The sequence below is a fragment of the Mesorhizobium quangtriensis genome, from assembly GCF_040081925.1.
In the GTDB taxonomy this organism is placed as follows: Bacteria; Pseudomonadota; Alphaproteobacteria; order Rhizobiales; family Rhizobiaceae; genus Mesorhizobium_K; species Mesorhizobium_K quangtriensis.
Map to the genome: position 1 here is coordinate 248,278 of NZ_JBEBMF010000003.1, position 25,050 is coordinate 273,327.

General features: G+C 61.4%; 24 protein-coding genes, 2 tRNA genes and 1 pseudogene. 15 read left to right on the forward strand and 12 right to left on the reverse strand.

Features of this window, described 5'->3' with window-relative positions; genetic code table 11:
* Positions 1 to 38 precede the first annotated feature (38 nt).
* Positions 39 to 115 (forward strand) — tRNA-Pro (locus ABMA32_RS16965).
* A 94-nt stretch (positions 116 to 209) separates the two neighbouring features.
* Here ABMA32_RS16965 and ABMA32_RS16970 read toward each other — a convergent pair.
* Complete coding sequence (locus tag ABMA32_RS16970) at positions 210 to 1,025, reverse strand: FkbM family methyltransferase (protein WP_349014996.1); 816 nt, start codon at positions 1,023 to 1,025, stop codon at positions 210 to 212.
* A gap of 292 nt (positions 1,026 to 1,317) precedes the next feature.
* Between ABMA32_RS16970 and ABMA32_RS16975 the strand changes: the two genes are divergently transcribed.
* The 4 genes from ABMA32_RS16975 (at position 1,318) to ABMA32_RS16990 (ending at position 3,003) form a co-directional block, all read left to right on the forward strand.
* Positions 1,318 to 1,623: an ETC complex I subunit gene (locus tag ABMA32_RS16975; RefSeq protein ID WP_349014997.1), complete on the forward strand. Its 306-nt coding sequence runs from the start codon at positions 1,318 to 1,320 to the stop codon at positions 1,621 to 1,623.
* 37 nt (positions 1,624 to 1,660) lie between these two features.
* A tRNA-Arg gene (locus ABMA32_RS16980) sits at positions 1,661 to 1,737 on the forward strand.
* A gap of 300 nt (positions 1,738 to 2,037) precedes the next feature.
* Entirely contained in the window at positions 2,038 to 2,298 is a 261-nt protein-coding gene (locus tag ABMA32_RS16985) for a DUF2188 domain-containing protein (protein WP_349014998.1), read from the forward strand.
* A 447-nt stretch (positions 2,299 to 2,745) separates the two neighbouring features.
* Positions 2,746 to 3,003 carry a DUF768 domain-containing protein gene (locus ABMA32_RS16990; RefSeq protein ID WP_349014999.1) on the forward strand — a complete coding sequence of 86 codons (258 nt, stop codon included), beginning with the start codon at positions 2,746 to 2,748 and terminating at the stop codon, positions 3,001 to 3,003.
* 11 nt (positions 3,004 to 3,014) lie between these two features.
* Here ABMA32_RS16990 and ABMA32_RS16995 read toward each other — a convergent pair whose 3' ends face one another.
* Positions 3,015 to 4,190 carry a cystathionine beta-lyase gene (locus tag ABMA32_RS16995; RefSeq protein WP_349015000.1) on the reverse strand — a complete coding sequence of 392 codons (1,176 nt, stop codon included), beginning with the start codon at positions 4,188 to 4,190 and terminating at the stop codon, positions 3,015 to 3,017.
* Positions 4,191 to 4,562: 372 nt separating this feature from the next.
* Between ABMA32_RS16995 and ABMA32_RS17000 the strand changes: the two genes are divergently transcribed.
* From ABMA32_RS17000 to ABMA32_RS17020, 5 genes and pseudogenes are all read left to right on the forward strand, one after another.
* Positions 4,563 to 5,591, forward strand: a complete 1,029-nt coding sequence (locus ABMA32_RS17000) for an amino acid ABC transporter substrate-binding protein (protein WP_349015001.1) — start codon at positions 4,563 to 4,565, stop codon at positions 5,589 to 5,591.
* Between the two features lie 63 nt (positions 5,592 to 5,654).
* Positions 5,655 to 6,845 (forward strand): amino acid ABC transporter permease, encoded by a 1,191-nt coding sequence (locus ABMA32_RS17005; protein ID WP_349015002.1) that lies wholly within the window; start codon positions 5,655 to 5,657, stop codon positions 6,843 to 6,845.
* A gap of 3 nt (positions 6,846 to 6,848) precedes the next feature.
* Entirely contained in the window at positions 6,849 to 8,006 is a 1,158-nt protein-coding gene (locus ABMA32_RS17010) for an amino acid ABC transporter permease (RefSeq protein ID WP_349015003.1), read from the forward strand.
* Between the two features lie 9 nt (positions 8,007 to 8,015).
* Entirely contained in the window at positions 8,016 to 8,819 is an 804-nt protein-coding gene (locus ABMA32_RS17015) for an amino acid ABC transporter ATP-binding protein (protein WP_349015004.1), read from the forward strand.
* Between the two features lie 81 nt (positions 8,820 to 8,900).
* Positions 8,901 to 9,488 (forward strand): annotated as a pseudogene (locus ABMA32_RS17020) (TIGR02117 family protein); the annotation flags it as partial.
* A gap of 32 nt (positions 9,489 to 9,520) precedes the next feature.
* On the opposite strand, the gene ABMA32_RS17025 reads toward ABMA32_RS17020, so the two are convergent.
* Positions 9,521 to 10,735 (reverse strand): FAD-dependent monooxygenase, encoded by a 1,215-nt coding sequence (locus ABMA32_RS17025; RefSeq protein WP_349015005.1) that lies wholly within the window; start codon positions 10,733 to 10,735, stop codon positions 9,521 to 9,523.
* Positions 10,736 to 10,744: 9 nt separating this feature from the next.
* Positions 10,745 to 10,990: a zinc-finger domain-containing protein gene (locus tag ABMA32_RS17030; RefSeq protein WP_349015006.1), complete on the reverse strand. Its 246-nt coding sequence runs from the start codon at positions 10,988 to 10,990 to the stop codon at positions 10,745 to 10,747.
* Between the two features lie 159 nt (positions 10,991 to 11,149).
* Between ABMA32_RS17030 and ABMA32_RS17035 the strand changes: the two genes are divergently transcribed.
* Both ABMA32_RS17035 and ppx read left to right on the forward strand, forming a co-directional pair.
* Positions 11,150 to 13,357 (forward strand): RNA degradosome polyphosphate kinase, encoded by a 2,208-nt coding sequence (locus tag ABMA32_RS17035; protein WP_349015007.1) that lies wholly within the window; start codon positions 11,150 to 11,152, stop codon positions 13,355 to 13,357.
* Positions 13,354 to 14,865, forward strand: coding sequence for an exopolyphosphatase (gene ppx / locus ABMA32_RS17040; protein ID WP_349015008.1), 1,512 nt, complete (start codon positions 13,354 to 13,356; stop codon positions 14,863 to 14,865). Before ABMA32_RS17035 ends, ppx begins: the two co-directional genes overlap by 4 nt.
* On the opposite strand, the gene ABMA32_RS17045 is transcribed toward ppx, so the two are convergent.
* The 8 genes from ABMA32_RS17045 to groES all read right to left on the reverse strand — a co-directional run bounded on the left by ABMA32_RS17045 (position 14,787) and on the right by groES (position 21,502).
* Entirely contained in the window at positions 14,787 to 15,272 is a 486-nt protein-coding gene (locus ABMA32_RS17045) for a DoxX family protein (protein WP_349015009.1), read from the reverse strand. The genes ppx and ABMA32_RS17045 overlap by 79 nt on opposite strands.
* 129 nt (positions 15,273 to 15,401) lie before the next feature.
* On the reverse strand, positions 15,402 to 15,818 hold the full coding sequence (locus tag ABMA32_RS17050) for a DoxX family protein (RefSeq protein ID WP_349015010.1): 417 nt from the start codon (positions 15,816 to 15,818) through the stop codon (positions 15,402 to 15,404).
* A 115-nt stretch (positions 15,819 to 15,933) separates the two neighbouring features.
* On the reverse strand, positions 15,934 to 17,331 hold the full coding sequence (fumC, locus tag ABMA32_RS17055; RefSeq protein ID WP_349015011.1) for a class II fumarate hydratase: 1,398 nt from the start codon (positions 17,329 to 17,331) through the stop codon (positions 15,934 to 15,936).
* Between the two features lie 184 nt (positions 17,332 to 17,515).
* On the reverse strand, positions 17,516 to 17,704 hold the full coding sequence (locus tag ABMA32_RS17060) for a CsbD family protein (protein WP_349015466.1): 189 nt from the start codon (positions 17,702 to 17,704) through the stop codon (positions 17,516 to 17,518).
* Positions 17,705 to 17,915: 211 nt separating this feature from the next.
* Complete coding sequence (locus ABMA32_RS17065; protein ID WP_349015012.1) at positions 17,916 to 18,662, reverse strand: hypothetical protein; 747 nt, start codon at positions 18,660 to 18,662, stop codon at positions 17,916 to 17,918.
* A gap of 31 nt (positions 18,663 to 18,693) precedes the next feature.
* A complete protein-coding gene (locus ABMA32_RS17070; RefSeq protein ID WP_349015013.1) occupies positions 18,694 to 19,332 on the reverse strand; it encodes a hypothetical protein in 639 nt (212 codons plus the stop codon).
* 169 nt (positions 19,333 to 19,501) lie between these two features.
* The gene (gene groL / locus ABMA32_RS17075) at positions 19,502 to 21,151 is read right to left on the reverse strand and encodes a chaperonin GroEL (RefSeq protein WP_349015014.1); all 1,650 of its coding nucleotides are present in this window, start codon (positions 21,149 to 21,151) and stop codon (positions 19,502 to 19,504) included.
* 54 nt (positions 21,152 to 21,205) lie between these two features.
* Positions 21,206 to 21,502 carry a co-chaperone GroES gene (gene groES / locus ABMA32_RS17080; RefSeq protein WP_292772959.1) on the reverse strand — a complete coding sequence of 99 codons (297 nt, stop codon included), beginning with the start codon at positions 21,500 to 21,502 and terminating at the stop codon, positions 21,206 to 21,208.
* Positions 21,503 to 21,811: 309 nt separating this feature from the next.
* Between groES and ABMA32_RS17085 the strand changes: the two genes are divergently transcribed.
* From ABMA32_RS17085 to ABMA32_RS17095, 3 genes are read left to right on the forward strand one after another with little or no spacing between them, the layout of a single operon-like run.
* Positions 21,812 to 22,291, forward strand: coding sequence for a MarR family winged helix-turn-helix transcriptional regulator (locus ABMA32_RS17085; RefSeq protein WP_349015467.1), 480 nt, complete (start codon positions 21,812 to 21,814; stop codon positions 22,289 to 22,291).
* The gene (locus ABMA32_RS17090; protein ID WP_349015015.1) at positions 22,288 to 23,460 is read left to right on the forward strand and encodes an HlyD family secretion protein; all 1,173 of its coding nucleotides are present in this window, start codon (positions 22,288 to 22,290) and stop codon (positions 23,458 to 23,460) included. Before ABMA32_RS17085 ends, ABMA32_RS17090 begins: the two co-directional genes overlap by 4 nt.
* Before the next feature lie 35 nt (positions 23,461 to 23,495).
* Complete coding sequence (locus ABMA32_RS17095) at positions 23,496 to 25,037, forward strand: DHA2 family efflux MFS transporter permease subunit (RefSeq protein WP_349015016.1); 1,542 nt, start codon at positions 23,496 to 23,498, stop codon at positions 25,035 to 25,037.
* The last annotated feature ends 13 nt before the right edge of the window (positions 25,038 to 25,050 follow it).

Sequence of the window (25,050 nt, forward strand, 5' to 3'; positions counted from 1 at the left end):
CCTGGTCCGAAAACTCTAGGCACTGCGCACCCACGCGACGGAGTGTAGCGCAGCCTGGTAGCGCACCTGATTTGGGATCAGGGGGTCGCAGGTTCGAATCCTGCCACTCCGACCATTGCCGGATACGGTTTGCGGCGCTTAGCTCGAAGAACCAAAAATCGCCTTGGCGCCGCGGTGGTATCTTGGGTTTTCGGAGCTTTCACGGCCGGTCATTCAGCACTGTACCAGTTTGCGGACAGCACGAGGTCGGGACGCGAGCCAACATTCTTGACGTCCAGAGGGTGAGGGAACGGTCCGCGGCAATAACCGCCCACAGGCCGATCCCGCCGATAAAGCGTCATTTCCAGGATGTGCGGAAGTTCGACGCCATCGACCTTGATCGAGCCGCAGCAGTTGTTCGGATGGATATGAACGACATGGTGATTGCGTAGCAGCTTCGCGAAGAAAGCCTGGAACACGAAGAACCGACCTCGCTCGAAGAGCCGTCCGACCTCATGCAGTTCAAGGACGATGATCCTCATCTGCTTCAGCAGGGCATCGTCCGTATTCATCAGAACCTCATACTCGAAGCCCTCTATGTCCATCTGGAGCAGGAGGTCGCCGGCATGGTCGCCCACCGACGACCGTACCCAATCCGCCAAGGTGATTTGTGTGGGGGTTGTATAGCTACCGAGGAATTTCTTTACGAAGTTGAAGCGGGGGTGATCCTGCGCGGGACCATCGACTGAATAGTCGGCCATGAAGACGTCCACGCCGCGTTCAGCCAGGTCGACCTCAAATCCTGATTCCCTGTCGACACCCGGCGAGAAGGCGTAGTCGATGCCGTCCAGATCGTCCGGGACGAGGTAACCTCCGTCACCTTGGGGCCCGATCCTGATCAAATCGGCTACGGGGACCACAGGCCTAAGGATTTTCAGAAGATCCTGCACCGCCGAAGCGTCGGTGCGGCCTAACACGTCGTATACGCGCGGCATGATGCCGGTGCGGCGGATATTCCTTGCAACCTTCTGAACAAAGTCCGGCATGCATGCCCTCGTCGGTCGCAATCACATCGTCACATGAGGGTTAACTACGGGGCCACACAATTCCGTGCCCACGTACATCGACAGCAGTGCCCGGGGTGGGAGGTGCATAGGCAGCCTGATGCGAAGCACGCTCGCGCCAGCCGCGCTGGACATTTCCGCTTTCATGGATGATATGAGCCCGAATGGTTGAAGCGGTACGATATGTGATCCGTCATACCAACCCGACCACATTTTTTACCGGTACGAAGAATCATTTTGCCAGTACAGTCAACGCCTGGTTAGGAACGCAGCCATGTCAGCCCGCATCTTCAGCCCCGCAAAGACCGCCATGCAGTCGGGAAAGGCCAAGACTGGTCTTTGGGTACTGGAATTCGATCCCGAGACGCCCCGCAAGATCGATCCCCTGATGGGCTACACCTCCTCGCGCGACATGAAGAGCCAGATCAGGCTGACCTTCGAGACGAAGGATGAGGCCATCGCCTACGCCGAGAAGAACGCGATTTCCTATCGGGTGCAGGAGCCCAAGGAAACCAAGCGCAGGCAGATTTCCTACTCGGACAATTTCCGTTATGACCGCAGGACGCCCTGGACGCACTAGAGTACGTGCCGCCTTGGGCCGGGAATAGCCGATAGCCGGTCCCGTAGCTCAGCTGGATAGAGCGCCAGCCTTCTAAGCTGGATGTCGCAGGTTCGAGCCCTGCCGGGATCGCCAATAACCTTCCTGTTGGAATACTTCTCCCACTCTTCCTCCGTCGGGACGCTCGCTTCCACACGCGGACGAATCGCTCCGCGGCCGATGCCCCAATTTGTTCCCGGACGATGTTTTTCGGGGATCGTTGGTGAGTAATTGTCGGTCCTCCGGGAGCGCCGCTTCTTCGGTCGCATTCTTTATTGTGCATAGGGTGCGCTGTGGGAATTCGGGAGGCGGCAAATTACTGATAAGGATGGGTCTTGGCGCAACTGGACGGCAGGCAGGACATATGTAAACTGGCTGCAGGGACATGAGGGTGGATTGATGCAGCGCATGGCGTATGTGGTCATGCCGGACGGCTTGAATTGGAAAGTCAAATGCAATGGCGTTGACTATCCATTCTATTCGACTCGGGACGAGGCCGTGGGCGCCGCCGTTCCTGCTGCCTATGAGGCCGGAAAGCTTGGCTACGAGGCCTTGGTCCTGATCCAGGATGCCGAGGGACGTGTTCAGGTGGAATGGACCTACGGCCATCGACCGAAAAATCTCGCGGCCGACTGGCGGCATCGCCAGGCCGGTTGAATTGCAATACCGTCCCTTTGAAAGGGCAATACAATGCGCTCCTTTATCTCCCTGACAATGTTCGCTGCGGTTCTGACGCTGTCCGGCTGCCAGTCCGGAGGCTTGTTTTACCAGGCGCCTCCGCCACCGATGATGAGCACCGGCGCACCATGCGGTTGGCGTGCCGTGGACGCGGGAATTTGCCCCAGAGTGGGCTACAGAGTGCCTGCGGGAGCGAATTACTGACAATTCCCCGACGGCATGACCGCTTGACCAAGTAAACAGTGTTTCAAGCGGAATGCCCCCTTTCAACCGGTCGGCTAACCCCTTATATGACCGCGATCTCCACGACATTCCCGATATTCGTTGCATCGAAGACGATGCCGGGCGCGCGTAATGGAGCATCCTTTTTGCGCCGAAAGCGTTGATGGCGCAGGTTTTTGGGCTCGCTAGGGGCCAGAGGCAGAGATGACCGAAAAGGCAATCGAGTTTTTGCAGGAATGGATCAGCGAGAAGGTCCAGCCTCCGCGCGATCCCGGCGCTGTCGAGCCCGTCGAGCAGAAGGCTGGAATTCTGGCCAAGGAATGCGCCGAACAGGCCGCGAGCGCGGGCGTTCGCATCGAGGATATCGAGGAAGAGGTCGGTGACCTCGAAGACCTGATTGCTGCCAAGCTCGAGGACGCGGCCGAGGACCAGGCGCACAACACGAGCGCCGACGCTTCGTAGCGCGTTTGATTTCAGGCGGCGTTGCGTGCCGCCAATAATCCAAGCGCAAGGTCTGCTTTCAGATCCTCTACGTCTTCGAGGCCTATCTGCAGGCGAACGAGAGGTCCCTCATACGGGCCTTTGGCGAGCGTCCGATCCCTGATCGACACAAGAGTGGCCAAGCTCTCGTAGCCACCCCAGGAATAGCCGAGACCAAACACGCCAAGCGCGTTCAGGAACGCATGCGCTTCCGCCTGTCCTCCTCCTTCCAGGACGACCGAAAGCAGCCCGCTGGAGCCTGAAAAGTCCCGTTTCCAGAGCGCGTGGTCCGGATGGCTTTCCAGCGCCGGATAGAGGACGCGAGCCACGCCTTCCTGTCGCTCGAGCCAGCGGGCGATCTCAAGTGTACTCTGCTGGTGGCGCTCGAGCCTGACCCCCATCGTCCTGAGGCCGCGCAGCACCTGGTAGACATCGTCAGGCCCTGCCGAACAGCCGAGCGTCAGGAACGTCTCGTGCAGGCGTTCCCAGCATTTCTGGTTCGCCGATGCCGTGCCGAGCAAAACGTCCGAATGGCCGGCGGGGTATTTCGTCGCCGCGTGGATGACGATATCCACGCCGAAGTCGAGCGCCTTGAAATAGAGCGCCGTGGCCCATGTGTTGTCCAGCATCACGACCGCACCGCCTTCATGGGCCGCCTGCACGATCGCCGGGATATCCTGAACCTCGAAGGTGTTGGAGCCCGGCGATTCCGTGAACACGACCTTGGTGTTGGGCTTCATCAGCGCGGCGATGCCGGCACCGATATGCGGGTCGTAATATTCGACATCGATCCCGAAACGACGCAGCATCGTGTCGGCGAAATGCCGTGTGGGATAGTAGACCGAATCGACGATCAGCAGGTGATCGCCTGCTGACAGGAAGGATAGCAATGGGACGATTACCGCCATCAGCCCGGATGGGACGATGACGGTACCGGCCGACCCTTCGATCTCGTCTATGGCGGCGGCCAGCGCGTCTGTCGTCGGCGTGCCACGGGTCCCGTAAGTGTATTTCTGTGCTCGTGACGCGAGCGCGGCGGCATCCGGGAAGAGGACGGTCGAGGCATGCACGACAGGCGGGTTTATGAAGCCGAAGTAGTCGAGCGGATCGTTGCCGCCGTGCGCCAGGCGCGTGTTTATGCCGGCGTTCTCCGGGATGCGTTTTGCCATGCTGTTGTCTGCTCCTTCGACGGGGATCGGCACAGGACGTAGAATGGAGGGAACGCCGGCGCAACTGTCCCGAACGGTTTAAACTTTAGTCAAAGACTGGTCCTGTGGGGGCGATCACGATGACGCGACTTCCTTTGCACCGATCATTGGCTGTTCGATGCTGAATTTGCCCTTGCGGCAAGGAAATCCTTTCTTTTCGAACGCTTGTCGGGGTTTGTCATTGTGCTTGACCTCGTCGGAATAATCGCCTTCGATGCAAATATGCGTGGGTGGGCGTCATCGCAGCACAAGCGATGCTGATCCGGAAATGGGCCGGACCAGGACCGACCCGCGGTAAGGGCTCGTACCGGATAACAACAAGGGTAGAGGGTTATGAAACATATCATCACAGGCATTCTTGGCGCTGCGGCATTCGGCTTGGCGGCTTCCGCCGCATCGGCTGACACCCTCGACGATATCAAGGCGAAGGGTTTCGTTCAGTGTGGCGTCAACACCGGCCTGGCCGGCTTCTCCTCGCCGGACGACAAGGGAGACTGGACGGGTCTCGACGTCGACTTCTGCCGCGCCGTGGCTGCGGCCGTCTTCGGCGATGGCACCAAAGTAAAGTTCACGCCGCTCAGCGCGAAGGATCGCTTTACCGCGCTCCAGTCCGGCGAAATCGACATCCTCTCGCGCAACACGACCTGGACCATCAATCGCGATACAGCGCTTGGCCTGAACTTCGCGGGCATTACCTACTATGACGGCCAGGGCTTCATGATCAACGCAGCCAAGCTGCCTGGCGTGAACTCCGCGCTACAGCTTTCGGGCGCATCGGTCTGCGTGCAGTCCGGCACGACGACGGAACTCAACCTCGCGGACTACTTCAAGGCGAACAATCTCGAATACAATCCGGTGGTCTTCGAGAAGATCGAGGAGGTCAACGCAGCCTATGATTCCGGCCGCTGCGACGCGTACACGACCGACCAGTCGGGTCTTTACGCCATTCGCCTGACCTTGGCGTCGCCGGCCGACCACGTGGTCCTGCCCGAGATCATCTCCAAGGAGCCCCTCGGCCCGGCCGTGCGCCAGGGCGACGACAAGTGGTTCGACATCGTGAAGTGGACCTATTTCGCGCTGCTCAACGCGGAAGAACTCGGCGTCACCAAAGCAAATGTCGAGGAAATGAAGAATTCGGCGAATCCCGAGATCAAGCGCATCCTCGGGACCGAGGCCGAGACCAAGATCGGCACAGACCTCGGCCTGACGAATGACTGGGTCGTCAACATCATCAAGGCGACCGGCAATTACGGCGAGATCTTCGAGAACAATGTCGGTTCCGGCAGCCCGCTCAAGATTTCGCGCGGCATCAATGCTCTGTGGACGAAAGGCGGACTGCAATACGGTCCTCCGATCCGCTGATCCAACGCAAAGGCCGGGGCGTCAATCGCCCCGGCCTTTGAGCTTTGGAGAAGGGGAACCTCTATGGCTGCTCAAGACGTGACGCGGGCGCAAGAGTCCAACAGGACCTCGCTCCTCTACGATCCAAGGGTTCGAAGCATCTTCTTCCAGGTGCTGCTCGTCCTGCTGCTCGTGCTCGGCATTTGGTGGATCGTCGACAACACCATCGAGAATCTTCGCCGCTCGAACATCTCGACCGGCTTCGCTTTCCTGCGCGGACGCGCGGGCTTCGACATCTCCACCAGCCTGATCCCGTTCACCTCCGACTCGACCTATGGCAGGGCTCTGGTAGTCGGCATCCTGAACACACTGGTCGTCGCAATCACCGGCATCATCACGGCGACGATCCTCGGGTTCCTCATTGGCGTCGCGCGCCTGTCCCGAAACTGGCTCCTGCGCAAGATCGCGATGGTCTACGTCGAGATATTCCGCAACATCCCGCCGCTGCTGGTGATCTTCTTCTGGTATCTCGGCGTGCTGTCGATCCTGCCCGCACCGCGCGACAGCATCGTCTTGCCCTTCGGCTCTTATCTCAACAGCCGCGGCTTCTATTTCCCGCGCTTCATCTGGGAGCAGGGCGCTTGGCTCGTCCTCGCAGGCCTTGCCGTCGGCATCATCCTTACGTGGTTCGTGGCGCGGCGCGCGAAGGCTCGGCAACTGGCGACAGGCCAGCAGTTCCCTGTCTTCTGGACCGGTCTTGGGCTGATTGTCGGCTTCCCGCTGCTCGGTTTCGTGCTGGCAGGCTTTCCGCTGACGCTTGACTTCCCGCAGGCCGGGACCTTCAACCTGACTGGCGGCTTCAACGTGAAGCCCGAGTTCCTGTCGCTTTACCTGGCGCTGTCCTTCTACACCGCAGCGTTCATCGCGGAGATCGTGCGTGCCGGCATTCTGGGCGTCAGCAAAGGCCAAAGCGAGGCCGCGTCGGCGCTCGGCCTGCATCCCGGAAAGGTGCTCCGTCTTGTCGTGATTCCCCAGGCGCTGCGCATAATCATTCCGCCGCTCACCAGCCAGTATCTCAACCTGACCAAGAACTCGTCGCTCGCCGTCGCAGTCGGGTATCCGGACCTCTATGCGATCGGCGGGACGATCCTCAACCAGACCGGCCAGGCCATCGAGATCGTCGTCATCTTCATGGTCATTTATCTCAGCATCAGCGTTGTGACCTCACTGTTCATGAACTGGTTCAACGCGAAGATGGCGCTGAAGGAGCGGTGACCCATGCAGGAACATGACATGTCATGGGTTCGCACCGAAATGGCGCTTGCCGAAGCGCCGCCCCGGACGGAGGCTGGCGTCGTCGCCTGGATACGCAAGAACCTGTTCGCAACGCCGCTCGATTCGCTGCTGACCGTTTTCTGCGCGCTCGTCGTCGCCTGGATTCTTCCGCAGGTCCTGGGCTGGTCGGTATTCAATGCCGTGTGGACCGGCACTGATCGCACGGCCTGCCTGACCGTTGACCAGGGCGGGGCACTGCCATCCGGTTGGTCTGGAGCCTGCTGGGCATTCGTCAATGCGAAATTCGGTCAGTTCATGTTCGGGCGCTATCCAATCGAGGAGCGTTGGCGGGTCATCCTGACCGCCGTCATCTTCACGGCGCTATTGGCGCCGCTGCTGATCCCGAGCGCGCCTTACAAGAAACTCAACGCGATCCTGTTCTTTGGGGTATTTCCCTTTGTCGCCTTCGTTCTGCTGGTAGGAGGATTCTTCGGACTTCCCTATGTCGAGACGTCACTCTGGGGTGGCCTGCTCGTCACACTGGTGATCTCCTATGTCGGCATCGTGGTATCTCTGCCGCTGGGTGTCATCCTGGCGCTCGGACGACGCTCGAAGATGCCAATCATCAAATTGATCTGTGTGATTTTCATCGAGACCGTACGCGGCGTTCCGCTGGTCACTGTGCTGTTCATGGCAAGCTTCATGCTGCCGCTGTTCGTGCCGCCGGGCATGAACTTCGACAAGTTCCTGCGGGCGTTGATCGGCGTGGCTCTTTTCGCGTCGGCCTATATGGCGGAGGTGGTTCGCGGCGGGCTTCAGGCGATCCCGAAGGGCCAGTACGAAGGCGCGGATTCGCTCGGCCTCGGCTACTGGCAGAAGATGGGGCTCATCGTGATGCCTCAGGCCCTGAAGCTGGTCATACCGGGCATCGTCAACACATTCATCGGCATGTTCAAGGACACAACGCTGGTGCTCATCATCTCGATGTATGACCTTCTGGGCATCGTCAAGCAGAACTTCACCGACGCCAACTGGGCTACGCCGCAGACGGCCAGGAGCGGGCTTATCTTCGCAGCCATCGTGTTCTGGTTGTTCTGCTTTGGGATGTCGCGTTATTCGATCTACATGGAACGCCGGCTCGACACCGGCCACAGACGATAGGGATTTTCGATGTCAACCGAGAACGCTGTCAGCGCCGAAGAGATCAGGGTCGATGCCCAGAAGATGCACATCTCGGATACGGATGTGGCCGTCGAGATTGTCGGCATGTCCAAGTGGTACGGCGAGTTCAACGTGCTGAAGGACATCAATCTCAAGGTAATGCGCGGCGAGCGCATCGTGATCTGCGGGCCGTCCGGCTCCGGCAAATCCACAATGATACGCTGCATCAACCGGTTGGAGGAACACCAGAAGGGCCGCATCATCGTCGACGGCAAGGAACTCACCAATGACCTCAAAAAGATCGACGAGGTGCGGCGCGAGGTTGGGATGGTCTTCCAGCACTTCAACCTCTTCCCGCACCTGACTATCCTCGAGAACTGCACGCTGGCGCCGATCTGGGTGCGCAAGATGCCGAAGAAGCAGGCTGAGGAGATCGCCATGCATTTCCTCAAGCGGGTGAAGATTCCCGAGCAGGCGAACAAATATCCCGGACAGCTTTCGGGCGGCCAGCAACAGCGCGTGGCAATTGCCCGCTCGCTCTGCATGAACCCACGCATCATGCTTTTCGACGAACCCACATCGGCGCTCGATCCCGAGATGATCAAGGAAGTGCTGGAGACGATGGTGAGCCTCGCCGAAGAAGGCATGACCATGCTGTGCGTGACGCACGAAATGGGCTTTGCGCGCAAGGTCGCCAACCGCGTCATCTTCATGGACGCAGGCCAGATCGTCGAGCAGAACACGCCGGCCGAATTCTTCGACCATCCACGCCACGAGCGGACGAAGCTGTTCCTGAGCCAGATACTGCACTGAGCGGCTCAGTACCGCCAAGGCGACCGACGGGCGATGAAAGCTGTGCGTTGGCTTTCGGTCGCGATTGGTGTCATATTTTTGATGGTCGCGCTTGGGGCTCTTGTGCCGCGACCATTATGGCCGGTGTCCGATATAGGGCCGGTAGAGCGCAGAATCCTCGTTCTTTCGAACCCGATCCATACCGACATCGCCATACCGTTGGACGCCGAGACGGTGGAGCGTCTCTCGCCTCTGGTTGGCGCTGACCTGCCGATCGAGCTTCCCGGGGTCCGATACCTTGTGTTCGGCTGGGGCAGCCGGGCCTTTTACATCGAGACGCCGACATGGAGCGAACTGAGGGCAGGGCCAGTATTTCAGGCGCTGACGGTCGACCACTCCGTCATGCATGTCGGCATCGCGGGGGCTATCGAAGAATCCGGTTTCCCGGTGCGCGCCTTCGACCTGACGAAGGACGAGTTTGAACGGCTGCTCGCCTTCATCGAGTCAAGCTTCCAGCGTGGCGGGGACGGACGCCCCGTTGCCATCGAGGACGCGGCCTATGGTGCGCACGACGCCTTCTTTGAAGCGACCGGTCGTTTCAACGCGCTTCTGGGCTGCAACACCTGGGCGGCGGAGGCGCTTCGAGAGGCTGGTCTGCGCACAGGCTGGTGGAATCCGCTGCCGCAATCGCTCGGCCTGTCGCTCGACCTGTGGAACAGCGCTCAGCGTTCCGGCGGCGTCCAGCCGTACAGCCAGTCCAGGCTGGACGCGAGCTTTTCCGGCTTTTGCAAGCGCAGCGCCAGATTGCGGGCAACGGCGACCGGTCCAGCGGCGTGCCAGGTGAAGCGATTGAAGCTTCCACGACGCGCGACCTTTTCTATCCGCTTTCTGCGTTCGGTTTCCCAGCTTGCGAGCGCTGCGGACAGGCTGTTGGGCCGAGCGAGAACATGTCCGGCAAGGGTTTCCGCATCCTCGATCGCCATCGCCGCCCCTTGCGCCGCGTAAGGGGTCATGGCGTGCGCCGCGTCGCCGACCAGCGCGATGCCAGAGGGCGCGGTCCATGGGCCTGACGGCATGCTGTAAATCGGCCAGACGGTCCACTCGCCGACATCCTCGGCGAGGGCGAGCAATGCCGGCGCTGTGTTGCGCATCGCGCTTTTCAACACCGCATTGTCCATCGTGGCCGCCCAGGTCTCGGTGGCGAGATGGCCGCTGGTGAAGGCAACGATATTCAGCGCGCTGCCCGCCTTGACCGGGTAGGTAATCAGGTGGAATCCGGGCGCGAGGAACGCGTTGACGACGCCTCCCGCACCAATCGCTGCGAGAGCACGTCCGGCGGCGCTATCCGCCCGTATGGTGCGCCGCCACGCAACTTGTCCCGCAAAGCTACTCTTCGTCCGCGCACCGGCAAGCCGCCGAAGATCGGACCAGACGCCGTCGGCGACGACCAGCATCATGCCCGAGACCTTCTCGATCTGACCTGCCGTTTCGACGGAAACAGTGACGCCGAGTGGGTGAGGGGCGGCATCTCGAACCGTGGCACCGGTGACGAACTGGATGCCTGGCTCGCGCAGCACGTGCGCCAGAAGCGCGCCCTGCAGGTCGGACCGGTGGGCGGTCAGGTAGGGTGCTTTCCAGCGTATTTCGGCAGCCGCGCCGAGCGGCACCCTGCCAAGCTCGGCCAGACTTGCCGCGTCACGCAGGACCACCGCTTCTGGCCGGACAGCGGCTTTCCGAAGCCCGGACAGTACGCCAAGTCGATCGAGAATGCATGTCGCGTTAGGGGAAAGCTGCAGGCCCGCGCCGACTTCGTCCAGACGCGGGGCGCGTTCGAACACGCTGACGGGATAGCCGCGTATCGCGAAGGAAAGAGCCGCCGTTAGTCCGGCAACGCCACCGCCTGCAATGATGACCTGCCGCGACCGTGCCTCAGCCATGAAATCCGGTCAGGCGGCCTGATCGAGATAGAGACAGTTCGCCGGCCGCGTTTCGTCGGCGTGAAGGGAGTGGTCGAAGCGGTATAGCGTGGAGCAGTAGGGGCAGACCTTTTCCGCATCCGCGCCCATGTCCAGAAAGACGTGCGGATGGTCGTAGGGCGGGTTGGCCCCGACGCACATGAATTCCTTCACGCCGATATCGATCGCCGGATAGCCGCCGTCGTTCTGGAAATGGGGAATGGTTCCGCCAGCCATGGGATGCTCCGTCAGCCTGTGCCGCCAGTTCGTTCGGCAGCGTTTGTCGCATATCCTTATGCTTTACAAGCCTTTTGAAATCAAACTGTCGCAAAAGCCTGTCAGAGGGTAGATTGCGCCAGAACCGGCGTATTCGGTGAAGCAGGGGCTGCGGACGACATGAGTGAATTGAAGCCGGCTCAGAGCGAGTTCACGGCGGTTGCTGCTGCCGAAGGCGATGGGGTGACCGGCAACCCGGACCGTTTCGTCAACCGTGAATTCTCGTGGCTCCAGTTCAACCGGCGCGTCCTGGAGGAATCGCAGAACCCGCATCATCCGCTGCTGGAGCGCGTTCGCTTCCTGTCGATCTCGGCCGCCAACCTCGACGAATTCTTCATGGTGCGCGTGGCTGGTCTCGCCGGGCAGGTGCGCGAGGGGATAAAGCTTCGCAGCCCCGATGGGCGCACTCCCGAACAGCAATTGGAACAGATACTGGTCGAGATCGGGCGCCTGCAGGAGGACCAGCAGAAGAGCCTCTCGGACCTTTTTGCGCTTCTCTACAAGGAGGGGATCGAAAGCATCTCGGCAAGCCAGTTGTCCAAGGACGAGCTGGCGTGGCTAGAGGACCATTTCCTTGAGCAGATTTTCCCGGTGCTGACGCCGCTGTCCATCGACCCTGCCCATCCCTTTCCGTTCATTCCGAACCTCGGCTTTTCGATCGCACTGCAGCTGCGCCACCTGAAGGACGGGCAGGGGATGACCGCGCTCCTGCGTCTGCCGACCGCGCTTCGCCGCTTCATCCGCCTGCCGGATCGCAAGTCTGAAATCCGCTTCATCCCGATCGAGGAGACGGTGAACCTGTTCATCGGACGACTTTTCCCCGGTTACGAAGTCAAGGGTTCTGGAACGTTCCGCATCATCCGCGACAGCGATATCGAGGTGGAAGAGGAGTCCGAAGACCTCGTGCGCCTTTTCGAGACGGCACTGAAACGCCGTCGGCGCGGCTCGGTGATCCGCATCGAGTTCGACAGCCAGATTCCCGAAGAACTGCGCGATTTCGTGTCGGGAGAGCTTGGCGTTGCTGGCAACCGCATCAGCGTGCTGACCGGTCCGCTGGCGGTCAACCAGATATCCGAGATCGTTTCCATCCCGCGCGACGACCTGAAGTTCACCCCCTACAATCCGCGTTTCCCCGAGCGCATTCGCGAACATGGCGGCGACTGCTTCGCGGCGATCCGCGAGAAGGACATCGTCGTCCATCACCCTTACGAATCGTTCGACGTTGTCGTGCAGTTCCTGCGCCAGGCCGCGAGCGACCCGGAAGTGGTGGCGATCAAGCAGACGCTTTACCGTACCTCCAACGACAGCCCTGTCGTCCGCGCGCTTGTGGACGCGGCCGAGGCCGGCAAATCTGTCACGGCGCTGGTGGAGTTGAAGGCCCGCTTCGACGAGGAGGCCAATATCCGCTGGGCGCGCGACCTCGAGCGCGCCGGCGTGCAGGTCGTATTCGGCTTCATCGAACTGAAGACGCACGCGAAAATGTCGCTGGTCGTGCGGCGCGAGGACGGCAAGCTGCGCAACTACGTGCATCTTGGCACCGGCAACTACCATCCCATAACGGCGCGCATCTATACCGATCTGTCCTTCTTCACCAGCGATCCGAACCTGGCGCGTGACGTGGCGAAGATATTCAATTTCATTACCGGCTACGCCGAGCCGACGGTCAACATGAAGATCGCCGTGTCTCCGCTGACGCTCAGAAGCCGCATTCTCGGCCACATCAGCGACGAGATCGAGCACGCAAGGGCGGGCCGGACCGGCAAGATCTGGATGAAGATGAACTCGCTTGTCGATCCCGCGATCATCGACGCGCTCTATGAAGCGAGCCGTGCCGGCGTGGAGATCGATCTGGTCGTGCGCGGCATCTGCTGCCTGCGGCCGCAGGTGCCCGGACTCTCCGAGAACATCCGGGTCAAGTCGATCGTCGGGCGCTTCTTGGAGCACAGCCGAATTTATTGCTTCGGCAACGGTCACGGCCTGCCGTCCGACGAGGCGATCGTCTATATCGGGTCGGCCGACCTGATGCCGCGGAACCTTGACCGGCGCGTCGAAACGCTCGTTCCGATCACGAATCCGACTGTGCACGAGCAGATTCTCGGCCAGATCATGCTCGGCAACATCATGGACAACCAGCAAAGTTATGAAGTATTGCCGGACGGAACCTCGCGGCGCATCGCGCTGGACGAGGGCGAGGAACCGTTCAACGCGCAGGAATATTTCATGACCAATCCGAGCCTTTCCGGACGTGGCGACGCGCTGAAATCGCATGCGCCCAAGCAGATCGCCCAGTTCAAGCGGCGCAAGAAGGCGGCGTCCAAGGCCGGATGATTGCGCTTTCCCAGGGGCGGCTGCAGGATCGCAGGCCGCTCTCCGTCATCGACATCGGGTCGAACTCGATCCGTCTCGTCATCTATGAGGGCGTCGCCCGCTCGCCGACCACGCTCTTCAACGAGAAGATGCTGGCCGGCCTCGGGCGTGGGCTGGTCACGACCGGCAGGCTGGACCCCGAAGCGGTGACCCGCTCCATGGAGGAGTTCCGGCGGTTCAGAGCGCTTTCCGAACAGGCGGGCGCGCAAAACCTCTACGTTATCGCCACGGCGGCTGCCCGCGAGGCAGAGAACGGCCCCGATTTCATCCACCGCGCCGAAGAGGTTCTTGGCACCCAGGTCCGGGTCCTGTCGGGTCGCGAGGAAGCCTATTATTCCGCGCTCGGCGTGATTTCCGGCTTCCATCCGGCCGACGGTATCGCCGGCGACCTCGGCGGCGGCAGCCTTGAGCTGGTCGATGTCGACGGCGAGGCGATCGGGGAAGGCATTACGCTGCCGCTGGGCGGATTGCGGTTGCAGGACATGGCGAAGTCCTCTCTGGCTACCGCGGCGAAGATTGCGCGCGAGCAGATCGCGCGTGCCGACCTGCTGCACGAAGGCGAGGGCAGGCCGTTCTACGCGGTCGGCGGCACCTGGCGAAACCTTGCCCGCCTGCACATGATCACCACCGGCTACCCGCTGGCGGTGATGCATCATTACGAGATGAATATCGCGAACGCCGTTCCCTTTCTGCAGAAGGTGGCGCGCGGTGACATCGACAAGATCAAGGGCATCGAAGGAGTATCCAAGGTACGACGCGCGTTGCTGCCCTATGGTGCGATCGTTCTTCTGGAGATCATCCAGGCCATGCGGCCGTCCGAAATCGTCGTGTCGGCGCTCGGCGTGCGTGAAGGGTTCCTCTATTCGCTGCTGAGTGAGGAGGAGCGGCGCAAGGACCCGCTGATTTCCGCTGCGGAAGAACTGGCGCTTCTGCGTGCTCGTTCGGTGACGCATGCCCATGAACTCGTCGAGTGGACGACCGAGACCCTGCGCGCTTTCGAGATCGCCGAGACGGAGGAGGAGGCGCGTTACAGGCATGCTGCCTGCCTGCTCGCCGACATCGGCTGGCGCGCGCATCCGGAGTATCGCGGCACGCAATCCCTCAACATCATTGCGCATGCTTCATTCATCGGGGTCGATCATCCCGGCCGGCTGTTTCTTGCGCTGGTCAACGCATTCCGCAATGACGGGCTTTTCAACGACGGGATTGCGCCGGAACTGAAGGCGCTGGCGACGCAGCGCTATCTGGACCGCGCGCGGCTTCTGGCGGCGATGATGCGGGTCGTCTACCTGCTGACGGCGTCGATGCCTGGCGTCATGCCGCGGTTGCGGTGGGAGAAGCGCGCCGATGGGACGCTGGTGCTGGTGATACCGTCGGACCTTGCGGGTCTCTACGGAGAGCGGCCGGTCGGCCGCCTTGCGCAACTGGCAAAAATCTCCGGCAAGAAGCTTGAGCTTATCGTCGCCTGACGTGCGTCAGTGCCGCAGGGCATCGATCGACCATGGACCGGACCGGCGACGGCAAGCGCCAGCAGCCCGCCTGCGATCGCGGCGTCCTTCATCAGCGCTTGGCTGTGCATGAAGGCCAGCATGGGATCGCCGACGCTCTGTCCGTAGTGTCCGATGAAGGCGGCCGCGATGCTGAAAGCCGCCAGGGCGATTGCAGAGAGACGCGTCTCGAAGCCGAGCAGGATCGACAAGCCCGCCACGATCTCGAAGATGCAGACGGCCCAAGCGACAAGGGAAGGGGCGGGGAGGCCGAGTGAGGCGAAATAGCCCGTCGCGCCTACGACGTCGGCGAGCACCGAAATGCCGGATGACAGGAAGATGAAGGCGAGGAGCAGCCGCGCTGCCAGAAGTGCTGCATTGACAGGCATCGGGACCTCCGTTCGAGGCGGCTGCAACGCTTCCCACCATAAAGCCAAACGGACCGGCGTGGACAAATTCTTTGTGCGCAAAAAAGCCCGGATCGCTCCGGGCTTTTCCGTGTTCGCGGGGTGAACCGATCAGGCGCGGCGCGCGTCGATCGAGTAGGCGCCGGCGCCGCCAGCGGCGAGCGCCAGGAAGCCGCCGGTGATGGCGAGGTTCTTCAGGAAGAACAACTGCTGGACCTGGTCGGCGAGGTTGGTATGGGCGATCAGCGTGGCGGCGACCGTGAACACCGCCAGCACAAGGGCTGCGATACGGGTCTGATAGCCGACGAGGATGGCGAGGCCGCCAACGAGTTCGACAAGGCCGACGACGACGGCCGTGACGGTCGGCACCGGCAGACCGATGCTGCCGAACCAGCCGGCGGTCGCGCCGATGGCTGTCAACTTGCCGAAGCCGGCGACGATGAACATGATCGAAAGAAGGACACGGCCGATGAGGATCGCCAGCGAGTTGCTGGATGTTCCGGTGTGGGTGGCGGTAGCGGTGGACATCTGGATTCTCCGTTAAGGGCAGGACTTAGTGAGCGACATATACAATCAGCTTGTCGTTCACTGAAGATGCAGATTCCCAGACACTTCGTTCACAATAGAAGAACATTCCAACGCGTCAGCCAGGATGGGTCATATCCTCCGGGCGTACCAGACGGTCATAGTCCTCCGGTGTGACTAGGCCGGTCCTGAGCGCTTCCTCGCGCAGCGTCGTGCCGTTCTTGTGCGCAGTCTTGGCGATCTTGGCCGCGTTGTCATAGCCGATGGTGGGCGCAAGCGCGGTCACCAGCATCAGCGAACGCTCGAGTGCGGCCTTGATGTTGTCCTCGCGCGGCACGATTCCAACGACGCAATTGTCGGTGAAGGAGACGGCAGCGTCCGACAGCAACTGCACCGACTGGAGGAAATTGTAGGCCATAAGCGGATTGTAGACGTTCAGTTCGAAATGGCCCTGGCTGCCGGCAAACGAGATCGACGAATTGTTGCCGAACACCTGGATGCAGACCTGGGTGAGCGCTTCGCATTGGGTCGGGTTGACCTTGCCGGGCATGATCGACGAGCCGGGCTCGTTCTCCGGCAGAGCGAGTTCGCCAAGACCGGAACGCGGGCCGGAGCCGAGCAGGCGAATGTCGTTGGCGATCTTGAAGAGCGATGCGGCCACCGTGTTGATGGCGCCGTGCGAAAACACCATCGCGTCATGAGCGGCAAGCGCCTCGAACTTGTTGGGCGCGGTGGTGAAGGGGAGGTGGGTGATCGCGGCGATGTGCTGCGCCACCTTTTCGGCGAAGCCGACCGGCGCATTGAGCCCGGTGCCGACCGCGGTGCCGCCCTGGGCCAGTTCCATCAGCGCGGGCAGGGTCTGCTCGATACGCTTGATGCCGTTCTCGACCTGCTGGGTGTAGCCGGAGAACTCCTGGCCGAGCGTCAGCGGGGTGGCGTCCTGCGTGTGCGTGCGGCCGATCTTGATGATTTTCGTCCACGCCTGCGCCTTGTCGTTCAGCGCGTTGCGCAGCTTCTGAAGCGCGGGCAGCAGGCGATGGTTGATCTCCTCCGCGCAGGCGATGTGCATGGCCGTCGGATAGGTGTCGTTGGACGACTGGCTCATGTTGACGTGGTCGTTGGGGTGGACCGGCTTCTTGGAGCCCATCTCGCCGCCGAGCATCTCGATTGCGCGGTTGGAGATCACCTCGTTGGCGTTCATATTGGACTGCGTACCCGATCCGGTCTGCCAGACGACAAGCGGGAAGTGCGCGTCGAGCTTGCCCTCGATCACTTCCTGCGCGGCCTTGACGATGGTCTCGCCGATCTTCGGATCGAGCCGGCCAAGCTCCATGTTGACCTCGGCAGCTGCGCGCTTGACCACGCCGAGCGCACGGACGACGGAGGCCGGCTGCTTTTCCCAGCCGATCTTGAAATTACCGAGCGAGCGCTGCGCCTGCGCGCCCCAGTAGCGCTCGGTCGGAACCTCGATCGGGCCAAATGTGTCGGTCTCGGTCCTGAAAGTCTGCTTGGCCACGCGGGAAGTCTCCGGATTGCTTCGTCGGGCATGGGCCTATCCCTTTGGCGGGACGGCTTCAAGCTTTGCGAAACAAACGCACCGGAACCAAATCGATTCAATGCCTTCTGCAAGAAGTTATTGCACACGAAAAAGGGGCGATCCGCAGATCGCCCCTTTCGCAGCTCCGAGATGGAGGAACGTCTCAGAGCGCGCGCTTGATCTTTTCCTTGGCGTCGCCAAAGCCCTTCTGGACCTTGCCTGCCGTCTTTTCGACAGCGCCTTCGGCTTCCATGCGGCGGTTGCCAGTCGCCTTGCCGGCGGCCTGCTTAACCGAGCCTTTCACTTCCTTGGCTACGCCCTTGACCTGATCCTTGTTCACCATATGCGCGATCTCCTGTGTCCGCCGCGATAAACGGAGCCGATGGCGCGCCGGTTCCAACGCGGAACGGAAATGTTTGGTGAAGGCCCAGCCGGTCGGTAGGACTGGCCGTAAACAAGAACGCCTCCCGCACCTGTTACAGTGCTGGAGGCGTCTTTTGTCATTGGCTGTCTTTTGAACTGCCTTGGACAACCCAATAATGCGCGGCGGCGCAGGTGGTTCCTTAAAATTCTGAAGTTCTTTTATCACTGATTTCACCGATAGACGCCAAGGTAGCCGTTCCTGATGTGGAAACTCGGATGTTGCGCGCGGTTCCCGATGCAGACATACCGATCCTGATCCCCTGAATGGCGCAGTTTCCATAGATGGATCTCGTAGCCACACAATCCTTTGCGATGGCTGCGTAAATAGTACGGCGCCTTGCGCTTGTGGTTCCTTCCGCAAGAAATGACAACGGTCGATCATTGAATGCGCCGTACTCGAGGTGAGCGACATCGAGTTGCATATCGCCCCGGTCGGGAAATTCCCCGAAATTGCCTTGCTGAACGAATTGCAGGGTGAATCGTATCTCGATCATGCCTTGAAGGGTCGATACACTTGCCTCGGAAAGTCGGCAGTGCGAGGCGAAGGCCTCCAGCAAGGCTCTGCATTCAGCACTTGCATACTTTGGTGCGGCTATGCGCGCGGCCCGTAGCTTGTCCGTCAGCGAGCCACCGTCAAATTTTTCCTCGTCCAGCAGGAGTTGAACGCTTGCCAGGCGCGTCGGCAGCAACTCTCCGAAGCGGTCGATCAGCAGCAAAGCCTGATCGCTGTAGTTTGGTCCATGCACGTTTCGATATTTCTTGCTGACCTCCATCAGTTCCTGCTGCCGTGGAGTTGCGCCCATGTGGAACAGCACGCTCAGCGCTGCAACGCCGAAGTGAAAGGCTATCGTCGCCACGGGCGCAGCAACGAATATCACGATGGCCATTATGATAACCGTACGACGCACAGATCGCAGCCTAGGACCGAAGCCCAAATTGCTTTCGACTGACCGGTTTGGGAGCTGACGGCCCCTGAGAGACAGCGGCAGCCGAGTCTGCAAAATTGCTGGGAACAAAAGCGAGCGCTGCGACCAATGCAAAAAAGGAATACTGCACCGCGTACCACATCGTATCGGAGAGCGCGGGATTCAGCACGCGAAGCGCAACGGGCATCGCGATTATTCCCCAGCCAACAGCCTGCGGCCAGCCGATATCGCGCAATCGAGCCAGCAACATCCATATCATGGCGAGCCAACTGACGACTCCCAGCGCTACCAACAGCGACATGAATACGGCCCCGACAGCGGAACTCTTCGCGCCCATGGCGATCGTGCCTGCCGTAAGGTCCGCAACTTGCAGCATTGTGCTGTCGAGCGCCTTTGTCCGTTCCTCTTCGCCCGTTGGGCGAGCGACGTTTGTGGACGTTGCTTCGATGGCCTCGAACTTCTGTCTGAGTTTTGCGCCGTCTGACTGGAAAATGTGGTCTTGGGCGACGTCTTTTGTGTCAAGAATAATATCCGTGAGGAACGGCTTTGAAAAATCAAATGCGATGAATGCGGCAAGAAAGACGGCGTACATCTTTCTCGAACAAGAGCCACCGTGCAGGAAAGACAGCACCTCACCCACCTCCGCGAATGTCTAGACGTCATATTACGCCGGTGGAATTAAGTGTTCTGTTGGTGAAAACAGGAAATTTGAACGAATTCGCCAACCCATCGTAAAACAAAAAGGGCGGCATCGCTGCCGCCCTTCCGTGTTGCCTGAGAAAGGCTGAGCTTTGGACTTGTTAGAAGTCCATGCCGCCCATGCCGCCCATGCCGCCGCCGCCGGGCATGCCCATCGGCGCGCCAGAGTCCTTCTTCGGAGCTTCGGCGATCATGGCCTCGGTGGTGACCAGCAGGCCGGCGACCGAAGCCGCATCCTGCAGCGCGGTACGAACGACCTTGACCGGGTCGACGATGCCCATGGCGATCATGTCGCCATACTCACCCGACTGGGCGTTGTAGCCGTAGGTCGCACCCTTGTTGTCGAGGATCTTGCCAGCGACGATCGAAGCTTCCGCACCGGCGTTGGCAGCGATCTGGCGGGCCGGAGCCTGCAGGGCGCGACGAACGATGGCGATGCCGGCAGCCTGGTCGGCATTGGCGCCTTCAGCCTTGACCTGCGAGGAGGCGCGCAGCAGGGCGACGCCGCCGCCTGCAACGATGCCTTCTTCAACCGCAGCGCGGGTTGCGTTCAGGGCGTCGTCAACGCGGTCTTTCTTTTCCTTGACTTCGATCTCGGTCGCGCCGCCGACGCGGATGACCGCGACGCCGCCAGCGAGCTTGGCGAGACGCTCCTGGAGCTTCTCACGATCGTAGTCCGAGGTGGTCTCCTCGATCTGCTGCTTGATCTGGGCAACGCGGCCCTGGATCTCGGCCTTCTTGCCGGCGCCGTCGACGATCGTGGTGTTCTCCTTCTCGATGCGCACGCGCTTGGCGCGGCCGAGCATGTTGAGGCCAACGTTCTCGAGCTTGATGCCGAGGTCTTCGGAGATGACCTGGCCGCCGGTGAGGATCGCGATGTCCTCGAGCATGGCCTTGCGACGGTCACCGAAGCCCGGAGCCTTGACGGCGGCGATCTTCAGGCCGCCACGCAGCTTGTTGACGACGAGCGTGGCCAGAGCCTCGCCCTCGACGTCCTCGGAAATGATGAGGAGCGGCTTCGAGGTCTGCACGACGGCCTCGAGGACCGGCAGCATCGCCTGGAGGTTGGAGAGCTTCTTCTCGTGCAGGAGGATGTAGGCGTCCTCGAGCTCGGCAACCATCTTGTCGGGGTTGGTGATGAAGTAGGGGCTCAGGTAGCCGCGGTCGAACTGCATGCCTTCGACGACTTCAAGTTCGGTCTCCGCGGTCTTGGCTTCCTCGACCGTGATGACGCCCTCGTTGCCGACCTTCTGCATCGCTTCCGCGATCATCTTGCCGACCGACTCGTCGCCGTTGGCGGAGATAGTGCCGACCTGCGCAACTTCGTCGGAGGTCTTGATCTTCTTGGCAGCCTTGCCGAGAGCCGCGACGACTTCGGTGACGGCGAGGTCGATACCGCGCTTCAGGTCCATCGGGTTCATGCCGGCGGCAACGGCCTTGTGGCCTTCCTGAACGATCGACTGCGCCAGAACGGTCGCGGTCGTGGTGCCGTCGCCGGCGATGTCGTTGGTCTTCGAAGCAACTTCGCGGACCATCTGCGCGCCCATGTTCTCGAACTTGTCCTCAAGCTCGATTTCCTTGGCGACGGTGACGCCGTCCTTGGTGATGCGCGGTGCGCCGAACGACTTGTCGATGACAACGTTGCGGCCCTTGGGGCCGAGCGTGACCTTCACCGCGTCGGCGAGGATGTTGACGCCGCGCAGCATACGCTCGCGGGCATCACGGGAGAATTTTACGTCTTTAGCAGCCATTTTCAGCTCCTGGGCCTAAGCCCTTGATTCAGAATGGGGATGATGAGCGGGTGATCAGCCGATGATGCCCATGATGTCGGATTCCTTCATGATCAGAAGGTCTTCGCCATTGAGCTTCACTTCGGTGCCGGACCACTTGCCGAACAGGACGCGGTCGCCAGCCTTGACGTCCAGCGGAACCAGCTTGCCGGCTTCGTCGCGGGCACCCGAGCCGACGGCGACGATTTCGCCTTCCTGCGGCTTTTCCTTGGCGGTGTCGGGGATGATGATCCCGCCCTTGGTCTTCTCTTCGGATTCCACGCGGCGAACGACCACGCGGTCATGCAGCGGCCGGAATTTGGACTTTGCCATTGGTTTCTATCCTCGTGCGGATGATTGATTCCTCCGTCCAGCCGGTGGCTGGACTGGCGTTAGCACTCACCAAAAGCGAGTGCTAACGTGCCGGTGAGATAATTTGGGTGATCCCAACTGTCAAGGATCCATATGAAGGGCGGCCGCGTCGATCTGTTGCCGCCGCCTCCTCCGGCCGGATCTGCGGTACCGCCTGCGCCTGCGGCAACCCCGCCGGTCTAAGCGAAGATTTTTCCGCCCTGTTTTTATTTTGCAGCTGGCTTGTGACGCCTCTTGAAATGATAAGCATGCTTATAATATATGCTGCTTATGGTTTCTGATGGCATCGAACGGCTTGGCTTTCTTATCCACGATTCCGCGCGCCTGCTGCGCAAGCGGTTCGAGGTAAGAGGCGCGGCGTTTGGCCTTTCGGCCGCGCAATGGCGGCTGATGGTGCGGCTCGTGAAGGAAGAAGGCGTGGCGCAGGCGCGTCTTGCCGAACTCCTTGAAATCGAGCCGATCAGCGTTTCGCGTTTGCTCGATCGCATGGAAGAGGGTGGCTGGATCGAACGCCGTCAGGACGCCAGCGACCGCCGCGTCCGAATGATCTTCCCAACCGACAAGAGCCGCGCGGCTTTCGCCGAGATCAAGAGCGTCGCCGGCGAGGTCTACGAAGTCGCGCTGGTGGGACTAAGCGCCGAAGAGCGCCAGACGCTGGTCAAGGCGCTGAACACGATCATCACCAATCTGTCCGACGGCGAAACGCCCGCAGCCGAGCAGACGAATACCTTGAAGGGCAATGCAGCATGAACGCCGTGGCAAAGATCAAGACTGACGTTTCCGAGAGCAAGCCGTCGACGCCCGTCGTGACGCCGGCGCCGGTTGCGCTGGCGCCCGAGCCGGCCCCTGCAACTCCCGCAGCAAAGCCGAAGCGCAGCAGGCGAACCGTGCTGATGCTGGCCGTGCCGCTCGCGCTGGCTGCTGGCGGCGGTTACATGTGGCTGGCCGGCGGGCGTTACGAGGAGACCGAGAACGCCAACCTCAGGCAGGCCAAGGTGACGGTCGCTGCCGAGGCTGCAGGGCGCATCGTCGAGGTCGATATCGCCGACAACGCATCCGTCAAGGCTGGCGACAAGCTGTTCGTGGTCGACCCGGAGCCGTACCGTATCGCGCTGGCTCAGGCCGACGCCGCGCTTGCAGCGGCTCGGCTGAACGTCGAGCAGCTTCGGGCTGCCTATGGGCAAGCTGTGGCACAGGACGCCGTTGCGGCGAGCGAGGTGACGTATCTGAAGACGCAATACGACCGCGCTGCCGATCTCGCCAAGAAGGGGATCAGCGCGCAGTCTGCGCTCGACGAGGCGCAGCGTGACCTTGAGCGCGCACAAGAGCAGCGCCGGGCGTCCCAGCAGGGCATCGAAAGCGCGCGCGCTGCCCTTGGCGGCGATCCCGACATCGCGACCAACAGCCACCCGGCAGTGATGGCAGCCCAGTCCGCGCGCGACAAGGCTGCCTTCGATCTGGCGCAGACCACTGTCAGCGCCCCTTCCGACGGCGTCGTCAGCCAGGCATCGTCGTTCAAGGTCGGGCAGTATGTGGCCAAGGGCACCGCGCTGTTCAGCCTCGTGGAAACCGGCGACACCTGGGTCGAAGCGAACTTCAAGGAAACGCAACTCACCAACATGCGCCCAGGCCAGACGGCCGAGGTCGTGCTGGACACCTATCCGGGCGTGACCTTCGAGGCGACCGTCGACAGCATCGGCGCCGGCACCGGCGCGGAATTCTCGCTGCTGCCGGCGCAGAACGCGACCGGCAACTGGGTGAAGGTTACGCAGCGCATCCCCGTCCGCCTCAAGCTCGAAACCGAAGGCAAGGACGTGCCGGTGAAGACCGGCATGAGCGCGACGGTGACGGTGGATACCAAGGTCTCGCATAGTTTCGCCAGCCTGTTCGGCTTCGGCGAGGCGAAGGCCGCGGACTAAGAAGCTTCGCGTAAGGCGAAGCTGAGGCAAAAGCCATGTTCGAAGTCAGGGCGATAGACCCTCACAACGTGCCGCATCGCGGCCTAATCACCATTTCGGTGATGCTGGCCACGATCATGCAGGTGCTCGACACGACGATCGCCAACGTGGCGCTGCCGTCGATGACGGGCGACCTCGGCGCGTCGGCCGACACCATCAACTGGGTACTGACGTCCTACATCGTGGCGGCGGCCATCATGACGCCGGTGACGGGCTGGCTGTCCGACCGGGTCGGGCGCAAGGAGCTGTTCCTCGTCACGGTTGTGGGCTTCACCGTGATGTCGATGCTGTGCGGCCTCGCCTGGAGCCTGGAGAGCATGGTGCTCTTCCGCGTGATGCAGGGCCTGTTCGGCGCGGCGATCGTGCCGCTGTCGCAGACCTTCCTGCTCGACATCAACCCCAAGGAGCGCCACGGCTCGGCCATGGCGCTCTGGGGCGCGGGCATCATGGTCGGCCCGATCATCGGCCCGACGCTCGGCGGCTGGCTGACCGACAGCTTCAACTGGCGCTGGGTGTTCTTCATCAACCTGCCGGTCGGCATCATCGCCTTCCTCGGCTGCCTGGCCTATCTGCCTGCCATCGCCAAGCGCGCGCGCGGCTTCGACTTTTTCGGCTTCGCCATGCTGTCGCTCGGCGTCGGCGCGCTGCAGCTCATGCTTGACCGGGGCGCTGAAGTTGACTGGTTCTCGGCCTTGGAGATCTGGATCTATCTCGGCCTGACACTGTCGGGCTTCTGGGTCTTCACCGTGCATACGATGACCGCAGAACACGCTTTCATTGACCCCAAGATATTCGCGGACCGGAACTTCGTGACCGGACTGGTCTTCATCTTCGTGGTGGGCATCATCCTGTTGGCGAGCCTCGCGCTCCTGCCGCCCATGCTCTCCCACATCTTCGATTATCCGACGGTGACGACAGGCCTCGTCATGGCGCCGCGCGGCGTCGGCACGATGATTTCCATGATCGTGGTGGGGCGCATCATCCACCGCGTCGATCCACGCCATCTCGTCGTGCTGGGCCTCGTCCTGACGGCGTATTCGCTCTACGTCATGACCGGCTTCACGCCACAGATGGACAGCTACTTGATCATCGAGACCGGCATCGTGCAGGGGCTCGGCCTCGGGCTGGTCTTCGTGCCGCTTTCGACGGTCGCCTTCGCCACTCTGGACGTGAAGCACCGTACCGATGCGGCGAGCCTGTTCAGCCTCGTGCGCAATCTCGGCTCCTCGATCGGAATATCGATCGTGACGGTGGTGCTGACGCGCAACGTCCAGATCAACCACGCCGAACTCAGCGCTGCGATGACGCCCTTCAACCAGACCCTCGCAGAGACTATGCCTTCGGCGGTAGCCGGAGATCCGACCTCCCTTGTGAAGCTCGACGGGCTGGTCAACATACAGGCGCTGATGATCTCATACATCGCCGACTTCAAGCTGATGATGCTCGTGACGCTCTGCGCGATCCCGCTGGCATTGTTCCTGAGGAAGCCGGCGAAAGCACCTGCGGCGGGCGATGCACCTGCTGCGCATATGGAATGATACAGAACGTTGA